Origin of the sequence: Helicobacter sp. 16-1353 (assembly GCF_003288815.1) — a bacterium.
Classification (GTDB): domain Bacteria; phylum Campylobacterota; class Campylobacteria; order Campylobacterales; family Helicobacteraceae; genus NHYM01.
This window is the reverse complement of the sequence record NZ_NHYM01000013.1, coordinates 14,383-29,685: the sequence shown is the minus strand read 5'-3', so window position 1 is coordinate 29,685 and position 15,303 is coordinate 14,383. Positions and strand designations below refer to the sequence as shown.

13 protein-coding genes are annotated in these 15,303 nt (G+C 30.7%); all 13 read right to left on the bottom strand.

Annotated elements, in window-relative coordinates; translation table 11 throughout:
- Positions 1-4 precede the first annotated feature (4 nt).
- Positions 5-634 (bottom strand): LysE family translocator, encoded by a 630-nt coding sequence (locus CCY99_RS07875; RefSeq protein ID WP_112060873.1) that lies wholly within the window; start codon positions 632-634, stop codon positions 5-7.
- Between the two features lie 64 nt (positions 635-698).
- Complete coding sequence (locus CCY99_RS07870; protein WP_112060872.1) at positions 699-1,928, bottom strand: type II secretion system F family protein; 1,230 nt, start codon at positions 1,926-1,928, stop codon at positions 699-701.
- Complete coding sequence (locus tag CCY99_RS07865) at positions 1,925-3,697, bottom strand: GspE/PulE family protein (protein WP_112060871.1); 1,773 nt, start codon at positions 3,695-3,697, stop codon at positions 1,925-1,927. The genes CCY99_RS07870 and CCY99_RS07865 overlap by 4 nt, the downstream gene beginning before the upstream one ends.
- Positions 3,697-4,707 (bottom strand): hypothetical protein, encoded by a 1,011-nt coding sequence (locus CCY99_RS07860; RefSeq protein WP_112060870.1) that lies wholly within the window; start codon positions 4,705-4,707, stop codon positions 3,697-3,699. Before CCY99_RS07860 ends, CCY99_RS07865 begins: the two co-directional genes overlap by 1 nt.
- Before the next feature lie 39 nt (positions 4,708-4,746).
- Positions 4,747-6,504: a pilus (MSHA type) biogenesis protein MshL gene (mshL, locus tag CCY99_RS07855; RefSeq protein ID WP_112060869.1), complete on the bottom strand. Its 1,758-nt coding sequence runs from the start codon at positions 6,502-6,504 to the stop codon at positions 4,747-4,749.
- 14 nt (positions 6,505-6,518) lie between these two features.
- Entirely contained in the window at positions 6,519-7,094 is a 576-nt protein-coding gene (locus tag CCY99_RS07850; RefSeq protein WP_112060868.1) for a hypothetical protein, read from the bottom strand.
- Positions 7,095-7,096: 2 nt separating this feature from the next.
- Positions 7,097-7,735 carry a hypothetical protein gene (locus tag CCY99_RS07845; protein WP_112060867.1) on the bottom strand — a complete coding sequence of 213 codons (639 nt, stop codon included), beginning with the start codon at positions 7,733-7,735 and terminating at the stop codon, positions 7,097-7,099.
- Entirely contained in the window at positions 7,732-9,468 is a 1,737-nt protein-coding gene (locus CCY99_RS07840; protein WP_112060866.1) for a hypothetical protein, read from the bottom strand. Before CCY99_RS07840 ends, CCY99_RS07845 begins: the two co-directional genes overlap by 4 nt.
- Before the next feature lie 240 nt (positions 9,469-9,708).
- Positions 9,709-10,125 (bottom strand): diacylglycerol kinase, encoded by a 417-nt coding sequence (locus CCY99_RS07835; RefSeq protein ID WP_112060865.1) that lies wholly within the window; start codon positions 10,123-10,125, stop codon positions 9,709-9,711.
- Positions 10,126-10,315: 190 nt separating this feature from the next.
- Positions 10,316-12,529: an endonuclease MutS2 gene (locus CCY99_RS07830; RefSeq protein WP_112060864.1), complete on the bottom strand. Its 2,214-nt coding sequence runs from the start codon at positions 12,527-12,529 to the stop codon at positions 10,316-10,318.
- Entirely contained in the window at positions 12,520-12,855 is a 336-nt protein-coding gene (locus CCY99_RS07825; protein ID WP_112060863.1) for a hypothetical protein, read from the bottom strand. The genes CCY99_RS07830 and CCY99_RS07825 overlap by 10 nt, the downstream gene beginning before the upstream one ends.
- Positions 12,852-14,177, bottom strand: coding sequence for a UDP-N-acetylmuramate--L-alanine ligase (gene murC, locus CCY99_RS07820; RefSeq protein ID WP_112060862.1), 1,326 nt, complete (start codon positions 14,175-14,177; stop codon positions 12,852-12,854). The genes CCY99_RS07825 and murC overlap by 4 nt, the downstream gene beginning before the upstream one ends.
- Positions 14,168-15,292, bottom strand: coding sequence for a succinyldiaminopimelate transaminase (locus tag CCY99_RS07815; RefSeq protein WP_112060861.1), 1,125 nt, complete (start codon positions 15,290-15,292; stop codon positions 14,168-14,170). The genes murC and CCY99_RS07815 overlap by 10 nt, the downstream gene beginning before the upstream one ends.
- Positions 15,293-15,303: the final 11 nt, after the last annotated feature.

Below are 15,303 nucleotides of genomic sequence, written 5' to 3'. Positions count from 1 at the left end.
TTATTTAATGGTTTAGAATATATATTAGCCCCAAGATTCCAACTAGCATTAAAACTATATCGCTAATTACACTAATGGCTTTATTGAATCGTAAAAATATAGATTTTTGCATAAGTAGCGAATATGAAATAAGTATGCCAAAATCTAGTAGAATCCAAACTACTACCAACATCGCTAAGCTAAGATAAATCGAACTAGAAATGTGAATAAACTGCGGGAAAAACGCCACAAAGAATACAATATCTTTGGGATTGCTAATAGCTATACCAAAGCCCTCAAAAAAGCTTGATTTTAGGGATTTTTTATGTATTGTTTGCGATGGGATAGATTCTTGAATGTGGTTGTTATGTTTTAAATTTAGCAAGGATTTAAACCCAAGATAAAATATAAAAATACAACCAAATATGCTAATAGCAGACAAAAAAGCTGGTGATATGCTAAATGCCCCTAAAATTATTGCGATAGATAGTGAGATTAAAATCAATGAAGCAAGATTCGTCCCTATGCTCGTAGCAAGAGCGAATCTAAAGCCATATTTACTAGCATTTCTAATGACTAATGCCACAACTGGTCCGGGCGTGATAATCAACAAAACTACAGCAAAAATATATGCAAATAAGATTTCTAGGTTCAAAAAACTTCCTACAAAAACATAGTTTTATAAGAAGTGTTGTTTATCTAAGAAAACTTTCACTTTATCAACCGCCACCTTTTGCAGCTGCTCCCAAGCCCCACATAGGCAAGAAGATTCCAAGTGCGAGTAAAAGCACCAAACAAGCGATAAAGAAAGTCATAATCGGCTCAATATAAGCAGATAAGTTATCGATAATATAATCATATTTGATTTTATAGTATTCCGCCACGGAGGCAAGCATCTTATCTAGCTCACCAGATTGCTCACCTGTATTTACCATTTGGATGGTCATAGGCTCAAAATATCCAGTCTCCGCAAAAGCCTCTGTAAGAGTAACTCCTCTTTTAATAGACATATCAACAACTAAAAATTTATTTTTTATATAGTCATTGTTAAGCAATATTGCTGAAGATTCTAAGCCCTCTTCTAGTGAAATACCCGCTTTTAATAATAATGATAAAGTCGTTACATACTGATTCATAGTGGATAAAAATATAATATTACCTATTAATTTTACTTTTAGTATATATTCATCAAATTTTAATTTGAATGTTGGACTATGTTTATATCTATTCTTAATAAACATTACAAAAACAAATATTCCTAAAGCTACGACTAATCCATAATTAGTCATAACCTCTTCTATTCCTATTAAGATTCTAGTAGGAAGAGGTAAATTAGCACCAAGCTCGGCAAATATACTCTTAAACTGCGGTATAACAAGCAATATCAACGCAACAAATGCGATAACCATAGCAGAAATAACGATTATAGGATAACGCATAGCTTTTTTGAATTTCGCTCTATTATCTCGTAATTCCTCTAAACTTCGAACGAGCATTTCGAGAGATTCAGCTAAATTACCTGTTTTTTCACCAAGTGAAATCATAGAGATAGTAAGCCCACCAATGAGATTCTTATGGTCCATAAAAGATTCTGTTAGCGTCCTACCACTATTAACACCATTTAAAACAGAATCAAATATAACAACCAATCTCTCATTATCTGTATATTTTATTAAATCTTCTAGTGTAGATTGTATAGAAATACCAGCATTCAACATAAAAGACATTTGCTTAAATGCTGCAATCATATCATCATATTTAATTTTTTTATCTTTGGTTAGGTTATTATAAAACCTTAGATAAAACGGAGGTTCAGATTCCACTGCAGATACAGGCTTAGCCTTATATTTAGTTTTAGCAACATTAAACGCCATTTCTGGTGTTGTCGCCCTAACAAGAATATCAATCTTTCTGCCATTTTTTCTTGAAGAAACTTTATAAAATTTCATAATTTTGCCACCCTATATACTTCATCTAAGCTTGTTCTACCTTCTAATGCTTTTAATAAAGCATCTTCAAACATAGTAACAAAGCCATCTTTTCTAGCTTCTGCTAATAATTCATCTTTCGTTGCGTTTGCAGAAACTAAACGTCTTATACTTTCTGTTCCAAGCACAACTTCTGATATTACTTCCCTACCAGAATACCCCTGCATTCCACATTGACTACAGCCATGTGATTTATAGAAATGATAATCATCTGGGATTAGATTCCTAATTTGAGCTAACATATTATCAGGAGGCTCTACCTCGTATCTACAATGTGGACAAAGCTTTCTAACCAATCTTTGTGCTTGTAATCCGCATAATGTAGAGCCAATAAAAAAGCTCTCAACCCCCATATCCAAAAGCCTAGCAACCCCGCTTATGGCATCATTGGTGTGGAGTGTGGCTAACACTAAGTGCCCAGTTAATGCAGCTTGTAATGCAATCTGCAAAGTTTCTCTATCACGAATCTCACCAATCATTATAATATCTGGGTCTTGCCGCAAGATAGAGCGTAAGCCCGCTGCAAATGTCATTCCAGCTCGTTCATTAACCATAACTTGCTGAATCATTTCCATTTGATATTCCACAGGGTCTTCCACTGTGATTATCTTACGAGTTACATTTTTAATAGCATTTAATGCTGCATATAATGTAGTAGTTTTACCACTTCCCGTTGGTCCTGTAACTAGAACGATTCCATTTGGCTGCTTTATCGCTTCATTAAATCTATCAAAATTTAACTCTGAGATTCCCAAATCTTCTAATTTTACTAAAACCTTACTTTTATCCAGAATCCTAATAACGATACTCTCACCTGTAATAATTGGCAGAGTTGAGATACGAAAATCAAATGGATTCCCCATAATTATATCACTATATCGCCCATCTTGTGGCTTTCTACGCTCGGCAATATCAAGATTCGCCATTAATTTCATTCTAGAACTAAGTGGAGCAAACATATCCTTATCAAACTTAAATGCCTCTCTCATAACTCCATCTACACGAATCCTAACGACTGTCGCATTTTCAAAAGCTTCAATATGAATATCACTTGCTTTTTGTTTAACTGCTGTTTCAAGAATAACATAAATAAGTTTTGTAATAGCAGACTTATTATCACCCTCATCTCCTGCAAATGTAACAAGTCCATTTGTTCCACTCATCTCTTCGCGAATAGCTTGAACTAAAAGTTTTACACTATCATTTAAAGACAAACGAATTACGATGGATACAATTTGTTCTTTTTTTGCGATACAAAATAATACTTTTTTTCCACGAATAGAACGAGTAATAGCCTCTTTTGCTCGAATATCAAATGGGTCTGCTAAAACAACCTTGACAATATCTTTTTCTTCATCTTCTGCAAATGGAAATGATGTATATCGCTCAATTATACTAAATGGAACATAATCCGATACCGATGGATTAAATTCATAAGTATCCAAATCCACATATTCCATATTTATCATTCTTGATAATAACTTTAGAATATTTTCTTCACTATTTGGAAAATCTTCTAATATCGATAGTAGATTTAACTCACCTCTTTTACAAAGCTCAACGAAGAATCCAAGCAATTTGGATTCTTCAAGATAACCCAAATCAACAAGCACACGAACAATTTTTTTGCGTCTAACCTGATTTCTTTGCTCTTCAAGGGCTTTTTCTAATTGGGCATTAGTAATTAGTCCCGCAGAAATTAATCTATCACCAATTCTAACTTTAGCCACTAAATTATGCCTTGTTTTATATTGTTTAATGCATCTATAGCATCTCTGGAATTAGTATTTGCAATATATCTATTTAAAACCTCGATGGCTTGCTCTTTTTTACCTGTGGCATAAAGAGATTTTGCATAGATTATCCAACTTTGCGTTTTTAGCTTAGTCCCAGAATCTGCACTTGAAGCATTTAATGCCCATTTAATGGAATTTTTATAATCCTTATTTTCATAATAATATTCAGCAATATCTATTGCAATATCATAATTATTACTTCGTTTAAAATCAGCTTGTTTTAATTCTATCTCTTTTTCTTTGGTAATTTTTTCAGAACTAATATTTATAATAGGCTTTCTTGCTTTTTCTATAGGAGCGGAATTAATAGTTTGCGTTGTATTTTGTGTATTACCACTAGATGCATTTGCATACCGAGTAGGAGTATTTTCAAATACCTTGACTTCTTCAACTGGTGCTTTTGCTATAACCTGCTGATTTCTACTTGGACTCTTATGGAATCCAGAATCTACAAACATATTAACCTCTACAATTTGACTAAAAGAATCATTTGCACTAACCCAGCCATTATTTGTTTTTAATAAACCATTAGTATTTATATTTTCAGCACAAAAAATAGCATTATTTGAATAATATCCTACAGGTTTTGATTTAAAACTAGCTTCTTTACGAACTGTAAGCTTATCAACTATAACCTTTCTACAAACAAAATCGATAGCTGGAATCTGCTCTGTTTGTGATACTGCATTGGCACTACTAGAATGATTTTGCGTTGTATTTGAATCTACAACAATAGGAGTATTATTTGTAGATTCTTTTGCTTTTGCAATTTGTTTGGCATATTTTACTGCATTACTTTTAGCAGTATATCTATCATATTGGAATTTTATAAAAACCCCTACAAAAATGATAAAAGTAATAAATACAACTATAAATATATAAAATATTATTTTTTTATATCTATAGGCTTTCCACCTATCTTCTAGCTCAATTATTTTTTTCATACTAATTTACTTATCTTAGCTTTTAAATTTTAGATAAAACTATAAATTTTGTTCCTTATCTTCATCTTTAGGCTTTTCTTCTTCAGGGTCATCTAATCCTATACTAATATCATTAGTTTTTACAACTGCATCTACTGTTTCGGAATATCCTAAATCTTGTAAGCTTGGATTATCGCCTGTTCTTTTTATTATATGTGGTGTGATAATTATAACCATTTCAGTTACTTGCTCTGATGTTCCATCATAAGAAAATAAATATTTCAATAAAGGAATATATCCTAAAATTGGAACTCTACTTGTGTTATTCGACACACTTTTACTAATCAATCCACCTAAAACAACCTTATCACCATCTCTAGCTCTAACCAATGATGAAAGCTGATTTGCAGATAAGTTTGGAGGCTCAGGTAACGCTGTAGCTTCATTTTCTGTATTTAAGTCCTTAGTTCTAGTAACTGACGGATTTATTTTTAACATTATATACTCACCTTGAACAGACGGGGTTACATCAAGCAAAACCCCAGAAAACACCGTAGGATAGCTTGTAGCAGTGTTTGTGGTGCTTCCGCCTGTAGTTGTATTTTGAAATACCGAGCTTTGTGAATATCGTAAAATACTTCCAACGCTAATCAAAGCAGGTTGATTGCTAAGAGTTAGCACTTTTGGATTAGAAACCGACCTAACTTTACCATATGAGTTTAGAAATTCTATGATTCTAGTTAATTGAACTCCAGAAGAAAATAGATTAATTTGAGTTCCGCCACCACCAGCAAGAGCGATTCTTGTGGTATCTTGTGTTTCATTATCTGTGCTGTATGCAGGTATTATAAGATTCCCTATATTCCAAAACTGATTCCAATCAACCCCAACTGTGTTAGAATTGCTATGTGTAACTGTTAATATATTTACATCTATCATAACTTGATTTTGAATCTGGTCTTCTAAGCTCTTAATATATTTTCTAACGCGTTCAATCTGCTTTATAGTTCCAGTAACCGTAACAAGCCCTGCAATCTTATTAACAATAACGCTTTGTCCATCGCCTATATCCTCTTGTGCTCCTGTTCCAGTTTGGGTAGATTGTCCTGTTGTGGTGTTATTGGAGGTAGAAAAGATTCTCTTTGGCTGATGTGCATCACCCGGTCTAAATGCAATTTCAAATAGTTCTTTTTCTAATTTACCCCAAAAGTCAAATTGGTCCATTGATAGGATTTTTGTCCCAGACATACTATCCACAGTTCCTTGTTGTAGCCCATTAGAGGCTAATGACTGATAAACACTATGCTGTAAATCCGAACCAGAGCCAGTAGTAGAACCCTGTAGCCCACTGCTACCGCCACCGCCACTAGTAGATGAAGTTCCTGTGGTGCCATCTGTTGTCATAGCATTTTGTGATAATACTATATCTGTGTTACTTGCACCTACTCTAGAAGTTCCAATATAATTGATTTGAAATGTCTCTGTCATCAAAAAAGATACTTTGAGTAAATTGCCATCAAATTCATAATTCAATTCATTTTCAGTCAATATCAAATCAAAAATCTTCTCTATAGGCAATTGTCTAACATTTACAGATGCTATGCTTTTCGACAATTTTTCTTTTGCCGCCCTATCTTTGATAAGCATACTATAGCCACATTCTGATGCCAACTGACTTAATAAATCACCGACAGCTACTCCATCTTGACTAGAAGTAGATATGGTAAATAATCTATCTTCACATAAATTATTCGCATTTAAAATATAGCAACCTGCTACTAAATTTAAAAGTATTAAAACAACAAATTTTTTTCTCATCTCTCATTACCTAACTATTTAATTTTGACTTTATTGTCATTTGAATAGACATATAAAACTTTTGTATTAGTCCTAAATTTTAACTCAACCCTATCTTGCTTTATATCCGACACTGTCCAACCTTCTACAATATCATTTTTACTCACCCAAGTATTATTAATACTCGCTTTATCCTCAAAAATACCATTAAGAGTAAGCACGGCTTGTTCCGTTTTTAAAATACTAGCCAAATCTTCCTCCGATTGTGGATAAACATATATAAAAGGGTCTTCAATATTCGTATTATTCTTTATATAATCAACTCTATCAAATGTGATAATCTCATTTTTAAGCTTTTCATCTGCACTTAATGCTGGCTCTTCTGCCGCATTAGATACTTGCACTTGATTAGCTTTAGGGCTACTTGCATTATTATCTACATTTTTTACTGCCTTATTGACATTTTGACTTGCTGTTGCATTATTATCAGTAGCCATATTTATATTATTAGTATTAGATATATTCGTATTATTAGAATCTTGATTTATTGTTTTATTATCATTAGCGATAACAAACCCAATAATAGCTAAATACAATAAAAGAATTTTCATTGTTACACCCCTCCTCTAAAGTTTCTTATAGAAACACTAAAGTTTAATCTATTATCTTTACTTTCTACGATAATGCTATCTATTGATATAAATTTACCATAAGTTTCCAGCCAATCTATATATTTTAATATTGATGAATATCTACCATATCCAAATAACACAAATGATGAATATTTCATTCCCCCTAGAGTGGCTTTATCACTCATCTTGACATCTGTCCCATTAACAGTAAGTCCCATTGAAATTGCGGCTTTTGAAGCATCATCAAAGGTTAAAAACCAATCCTTGCTATAAACAAAAATCTCATCTCTCAAACCCTGCAATATTTTCAAATCGCCTTGAGCTTGGGTTATTTCATTTTGAACTGCCCTTATTCGTTGCTCTAATGCCAAAAAACCGCCATTTTCCATAGAATCTATATATGCTTGTTCTTGTGTAACCTTGCTTTCTATCTCATTATACATATCTTGTTTATTTAATTTAAAATTATTACTCAAATCAAATAATAGAAAATATACAATTGCGGCTAATACTATGCCTACAATAAGTCCAAATAAAATTCTTTCTGATTGATTCTTACTAGATAAATAATCATCTAATTTATCTAATTGTTCATAAACCTGTGTTTGAAAATTATTCATCTAACAACCACCTTAACTATGGAATTTAAGTATCCGCTTACGGAACGTCCTAATTCTTCATTATTTTCTAAATTAACTTTAGCTGATATTGATTGCAATTGTGTAGCATTATTATTCAAATTAGATAATGCATTACTAGCAGCATCAACAGCAGTATTTGCAACATTGGCGACATTACCTGAAACCGCACTAGCAAATGTTTGTGCTCTAGATGTTAAGTCATCATTACTCTCTTTGCTTAAGCTAATCTTTTCAATTTTATCTGTAAATACACTTTTATAATCATTTTTTTGATTTAAAACTTTTATAAAATCTGTAATATCTTCTTGTGATTTAGCAAATAGATTTAGCTCTACTACTAAATCTTGATTATTATTTGAAGCAGCTGTGGCTTTTATAACTCTTACTTTACTATTATTTGCAACTTGCAATATATCATTTAGAATCTTAGATTTTTGTATATAAGCAACTTGCCAAGTATGTATATCGTCCATATCGCCTCTCATTGCTATTATCTCTTTATCCACTGCTTGTTTTTGTTGCTGTAGGTTTTCTATCTGCTTTTTAAGGTTTTCTTCATCTGCTCTAAATTGCTCTGCTTTAGGAAAAATCTCTGTATCATAAGATTTTTGCAACATATCGCCTCTAACAGAGAAAAAACTTGTCATACCAAAATTATAAATAGGATAAAGAAGCGATAATACAAACAAACCTGATGCTATCATCACAAATTGTGCCGATTCTCTCTGGCTTAAAGGCTTTGGTCGTTTTAAGTGAGAGAAGTTAGGAAGGCTACCCGGATTTGATATTAAATAACTAGCATAGGTTATTGCAATATCTGCTGTGGCAAACAAGCCTTTTTGCGTTGTAATAGAAGCTAATAAATTTAAAGGTTTAGTTTCTATTAAAAATGCATCTCTAAAGAAAGATAAAAACTCATTATCATATTCTATACTCATACCATAATAAATCATAGTTGGGTCTAAATCCTGATAAACGCGTTTTATATACATAATATTTTCTTCAATATCTCTACTAATTTTATTTAGCATAGAATCTATATATGATTTATAATTAGCAATGTCTGGTGATTTCCCAGCAATAAAATTTTCAAATTCTATACTATTTAGCTCTAATGAAGATTCTTGATTAAATTCAACTCGAAGTTTATGTATATTTGAACTAAGAGTTTTCATATACACTGGCTCACCCTTACTATAAAATGAAAATGTGCTACTATTTTCGCCAATAAATACAAAAATATGATTTGAAATAGTGTCTAATTTATCAGTTTTATATAAAACTAAAGGTAAGAATGAAGCAGAAGTTACAACATCTATGAATTGCGTTCTATCTTTTAACTCACCATATGTTTTTTCTAGATATTTATCATCTACCAAATATACATCATAAGTCCAATTATCGGCATCAAAACCAAAATCCATTTTAAAGTAACATAACTCATAATCCACTTCTGGAGATATATTTAATTGTTTATAAACATTTTCTGTTAAAAATGCCTCAATATCCATCTCATCAATGTTTTTTGGAACTTCTATAGTTGCTTTCATCAAAGCATCAAATGGAAACGCACTTACAATTCTTAATTTATTATCTAGCTTTTTAACATAAGGAACTATATTATTTCCAGTTTTATTATAAACAATTCTTGTATTAGAATCATAATAAATTATATTGCTTACATTTTTAGTATTCTTTACTTTAAGCTTCATAAATATCCCTAGATTTAGAAAATTTTAAGCCCTTATCAATGGCTTACAAAACATTAAATTTATTAAAAACTCCAAAAATAAATCGGTATTTATATTAATAACTTTAAACATTCTTAAATATTTTCATTAGTTTATTAAGTTATTAAAACTACCTTTAATGTGATACAAATTTATTAAATTTAATGATTTTCGCAAAATTATAACACAAAAATAAAAAATATTAAACAATAAGTTAATATATCACAATAAAATATATTTACATACAACATAACTAATCCAAACAAATACAAAAAATAAACACATTATAAATTGCATTGCACTGCCCATATCTTTTGCTTTTTTTGCTAGTGGATTTATCTCTAAACTTATCAAATCAACTATATTTTCTATTGCTGAATTGATGAGTTCTACAACAAGACATAAAACACAGGGCAAAACTAATAATATTTTCTCAATCCAACTTTCTCCCAAAAATATCCCTATGGGAATGAAAATAACAGCCATCACTGCAATCTGGCGAAATGCCACCTCATCAACCCACGCAGCTTTTATGCCATCGAGAGAATAAAACAATGCATTATAGATTCTACTTAAGCCTTTTTTGCCTTTTTTACTATTTCTATTTACTTTATGTTGCTTTTTATTATTATTTTTCACAAAAATCCTTTATATATTTTCCAAAATCAACTTAGGCAAATATTGCTTTTAGTCATTTTCTATAAATCTTAGAATCTAATTCCTTAAAAATATTCTTTGTGGAGAGCAATTAATATCAAAAATACACAAATCTATTAAGATTCTCGTAAAACTATCCCATAAATTCGATTTTGTAAGATATATGTGGATATTAAAATCGCACGATTTTTGCACCAAATCCACCACTTTTACTTGGGGCATCGCTAAAACTTTTTACTTTTGGGTGAGTGGATAAAAACTCTTTAACCACACGCGAGAGGATTCCACTTCCTATCCCGTGATAAATAATAACCTCATCATATCCTGCCACAAGACAATTAGAAATATATTTATCAAGCAATTCTATCGCCTCCTCTGCCCTTTTTCCATGTAAATCAAGGCTTACATTACAAGTTATGCTATTTTTAGTAATATTTATTTTTTGATTATCTTTAATCTTAGCGGATGGTCGCAATAATGATGTATTAATTTTTAATTTTATCCCGCAATCAAGCTCAACTAAAGCTATATTATCTTTTAAACTAAGTATAACGCCACTATTTTTTCCACTTTGCACCCTGCCTCCAACCTCAAATTTAATATTTTTATCAATCTTTGGTTTTGGAATAGATGAAAAAAATCTATCTTGTTTATTTAAAAATCGATGGATTTCCCTCGTATCACTTCGTTTTAATACCTCTTTTAACTCCCTTAACGCTTTGGAATATGTGGATTCTAAATCTAGTGTTTTTTTTCGTAATTCTTCATTTTGTTTTGCTATTAAGCTACTTAATTCCTCATTTTTATTTTGATTGGATTTAATTAAGGATTCTAGTTCCTGCTCTTTTTTGTTTAATTTTGTTTGCAATATAGATGTTTTTTCAATCAATTCATTTAGATTCTCCAAATTATCACCATAAACCTCTTTTGCCTTATTTATGATATTTACAGGAATCCCATAACGCAAAGCACTCTCAAATGCGTAGCTTTTACCAATGCAACCTTGCAAAAAAGAATAAGTTGGCATTCTTGATTTTTCATCATAAAGTGCTGCGATTAATTCAACTTTTGGATTATTTGCCATCATTGAGGCTAATTGCTTGTGATGTGTGGTTATAACAATTTTTGTGTGTTTGTTTTGCAAGTATTCTAATATTGCAAAATAAAGTGCACTTGCTTCATTTGAATCTGTCCCAAGCTCTATTTCATCGATACCTAGCAAAAAATTATCCATTGGGAGTAGATTCCTAAATTCGAGCATTCTCCCTGCAAATGTGGAGATGTCATTATTGGAGTTTTGCGGGTCATTAATAATGCTATAGATAAATTTAAAATATGAGATTCTAGATTTATGTGGATTTATCTTAAAAGGGATTAAATATTTTGCTAAGAATGCGGCACTTAGAATAGATTTTAAAAGCATTGTTTTTCCGCCGGCATTTACACCTGTTATTATTAATATTTGTTTTGTAAAATTAATATTGCTAGGTATTGGATTATGTAGTGCTGGATGTAAAAAATCGCTCAAAATTATCTCATTTTTTTTATTTGGTAAAATAAAATTATAATTATTTTCTTTGGCGAAAACCACCCTAGCTTGCATACAATCAAACTTATCAAATTCTCTATTTATAAACTTTAAGAATAATAAATGTTTTAAAAAAATACTAGAAATCTCTTGCTCGATTGCATATATTAAAATCTCCATTTCATTTTGCAATTTATCTAATCGCTCATAAATATTTTGCAACGCTAAAGGAAATACATAAAAATACCCTGAAGCGGAACGTTCTAAGATTCTACCTTCTAGAATCTTATCAAATCCAGCTTTTAGCAAAAAACACTCTTTAGTATCCACTAAATGAATTTGTTTATCAACAAAATATGAAAATAATTTTTCTTTTTGAAGGATTCTGTTAATTACCTTTTTAGATTCTATCTTTTGTAAAGAAATACTTGCATTTATAGAATCTAGCTTTGGATAGATTCCACTTATTAGCTTACCTTGAGTATCAAAGCTATTTGCAATCTCAACTAAATCTTGCGGAATCTCTATTTTAGAAAGCCAATTTGGAATATGTTTAAAATTATCTAAATTGAGATTTTTTAGATATAAAAAATATTTTATAATTTTTACAAACTCAAATATAGAATCTAGCTTCAAAACACCTCGTTTTGAAATGTGGATTAGCTCAGTATCAAGATTTGAAATATTTTGCGGGGGAGTAAAATTGATATTATCAAGCTCATCTATAAAAACCTTAAAAACATTAATATCTCCTTGCAAGAAAAATGGCTCTTGTCTGGAAAAATAAGAATGAAAGTTTTCAATAAATGCTGTTAAATCGAGTTTTTGTGAAATGGAATGTAGATTTTTTAATAACATTGCTCAATTGGGATTGTTTTTCCAAAAAATTTTGTATCTTTCTTGCCTACAAAACTAAGAGTGCCATTTATAAAAGTAAAATTTTGTTGATTAATGGTTAAATCGCCACATTCTACGCTCTCTCCGCGTAAGAAAGAGGCTATTATATCTGCATCTTTTTTATTATTACCATCTTGCATAAAAGTATAGATTCCAATGATTATTAAAATAACAATAAAAAGAATACTCAAAATAATCCTATTTCTTTTATTGAATTTATTTTTAAAAAGAAAATATAGTGTGCTACCGACTAAAATTGCGATTAATATTATGATAAAAAGTTTCATATACTTCCTCGCATTTGATAGGTAATATCCCCCGCCCCAAATCCTACAATAATACCAGTATCCAATACATCTAATATTTGTTTATTTTTTAATATCTCAATGCTAGAACCATTTCGTTTAATTTCATCTGCAAAAATTGGCAAGTATTTTCCAAAATATCCATTAAAATCTATATCAATTGGCTCTTCATAAGCACGCCAAACAGGTAGAATCACAAGTTTATCAACACCTGTAAAACAATTTGCAAATCCATCAATGTTATTTATCGTTCTTGAGTATTTATGTGGCTGCCAAATAACACTAATTTTATTAATATTTTTTAGTTTTGTATATTGCTTGATGGAATCTAATGTGCTTTTTATCTCTGTTGGGTGATGTCCATAATCATCGATAATAACACATTTATCATTGCAAATTATGTCAAATCGTTTTTTTACACCTTTATAATTTTTAAGATTTTTTTGTATTGTTTGAATACTAACTTCACCTAAAGAAGCCAAAATAGCCAATGAAGCATTTATAGCTACATGATTTCCAAATCCCCAAACCTCAAAATCGCCAATAAATTTATTATCATTATATAAGCTAAAAGCACTAAATGGCTCATTATCAAGTAGAAAATATCGTAAATTAACAATATCTTTGCTAGGATATAATCTAATTGCATCAAAATCTAATTTTGACAAGAAATCATCTTCAGCATTTATAATACGAATCTTAGCCTTTTGTAGAAAGCTTATATAGGCATTATGAAATAAATCTAAATCATAATTATAATGCTCCATATGCTCTGGCTCTGCATTTGTAACAATAGCACAATATGGATTCGAATTTAAGAAACTTCCATCACTTTCATCAGCCTCAAAAACCACGCTATCACTTTTATTTGCACGAACATTTGAGTCAAACTCTTTTGATTGTGCCCCAATAATCGCACCATAATTATTTAAAATCGCACTTAGCATCGCTGTTGTGCTACTTTTCCCGTGAGCACCACAAACAGAAAAAACTCTTTTTTGCTGTAGAATTATTTTCAACGCTTCACATCTTGATAAAACCTTAATTCCCTTATCGTTAGCTACTTTAAGTTCGATATTATCAGGTTTAATTATCGCAGAATGTATGACAAAAGATGGGTCTGTTATGGCATCTTTACTATGTGGAATATTGATTTTAACGCCTAGCGATTCTAGATATTTTGTAGAGCAACTTACTGCTATATCTGAGCCACTAATCTCCACACCTTGTGCTTGCATATATCTTGCAAGTCCAGAGATTCCAATACCCCCTATACCTACAAAATGTATTTTTTTTATATCCAAAGTTTTAACCTCTTTAATACTTCTTGAGTAGTATGTTCATCATAAACAAGAGCGATTCTAATATATCCTTTTCCCGCATCATTTCGTCCTAAATATCTTCCGGGTAACACTAGAATCCCTTCCTCTTCATAAAGTTTTTTTGTAAATACTAAATCATCGTCAATTTTAAGCCAAATATAAAATGTATATGGACTAATAGTTATATTTAAAATATCTCTTGCTATACGCAAATTTGTTGCATATTTATCTCTAAACATTTTTGGAGATTCTTCATCATTCCACGCTAAAGTAGCCGCTTTTTGCAATGGAAGTGGGATAGAACAACCAATATAAGTTCGATATAGCATATATTTTTTTAAAATATTTTTATCACCAGCAATAAACCCACTTCTTAAACCCGGAGCAGACGACCTTTTGGATATGGAATTTACACATAAAATATTTTTAAAACTAGGATTATTCACACTCTTTGAAGCTTCTAAAATAGAAGCTGGGGCGGTGGATTCATATATTTCGCTATAACATTCATCATTTATTAATATAAAATTATATTCCAATGCCAATTCCACCCAATATTCTAACTCTTGTTTGGTTAGGATTGCCCCTGTAGGATTATTTGGCGAATTTAAAATAACCAAATCAACTTTTTTAAGAGAATCTTCATCTAAATAAGGTTTAAAATTATTAGAAGATTCTAGATTCATATAAATAATATCTGCTCCACTTGCAATAGCACTTCCTTCATAAATCTGGTAAAAGGGATTAGGAAACGCCATTGTTTTATGTGTTTTATTCTCAAGAAGAAATCTAAATACAAAACAAGGAAAATTAAATAAAACCTCCCTTGTGCCAAATGTAGATATAATCTCATCTCTCTCTAAATGGATTCCAAAACGACGATTAAAAAAGCTAATTTGAGAATCTTTAAGATATGTTTCACCAGCACTTGAAGGATATTTATTTAAAAGATTGACATTTTTAGATAATTCATCTTGGATATTTTTCGGTGTTTCAAATTGTGGCTCACCTATAGTAAGTTTAAAAATATCTTTTTTAGGACAAATATCTTTTATCAATTCATTTAATCGCTCAAAAGGATAAGGGGCAAAATCCATAATATTTACCT

Coding starts and splice junctions, on each gene's coding strand:
- CCY99_RS07870 (WP_112060872.1), bottom strand. CDS start 1,928: ATGAAATTTTATAAAGTTTCTTCAAGAAAAAATGGCAGAAAGATTGAT.
- CCY99_RS07860 (WP_112060870.1), bottom strand. CDS start 4,707: ATGAAAAAAATAATTGAGCTAGAAGATAGGTGGAAAGCCTATAGATAT.
- mshL (WP_112060869.1), bottom strand. CDS start 6,504: ATGAGAAAAAAATTTGTTGTTTTAATACTTTTAAATTTAGTAGCAGGT.
- CCY99_RS07850 (WP_112060868.1), bottom strand. CDS start 7,094: ATGAAAATTCTTTTATTGTATTTAGCTATTATTGGGTTTGTTATCGCT.
- CCY99_RS07845 (WP_112060867.1), bottom strand. CDS start 7,735: ATGAATAATTTTCAAACACAGGTTTATGAACAATTAGATAAATTAGAT.
- CCY99_RS07840 (WP_112060866.1), bottom strand. CDS start 9,468: ATGAAGCTTAAAGTAAAGAATACTAAAAATGTAAGCAATATAATTTAT.
- CCY99_RS07830 (WP_112060864.1), bottom strand. CDS start 12,529: ATGTTATTAAAAAATCTACATTCCATTTCACAAAAACTCGATTTAACA.
- CCY99_RS07825 (WP_112060863.1), bottom strand. CDS start 12,855: ATGAAACTTTTTATCATAATATTAATCGCAATTTTAGTCGGTAGCACA.
- CCY99_RS07815 (WP_112060861.1), bottom strand. CDS start 15,292: ATGGATTTTGCCCCTTATCCTTTTGAGCGATTAAATGAATTGATAAAA.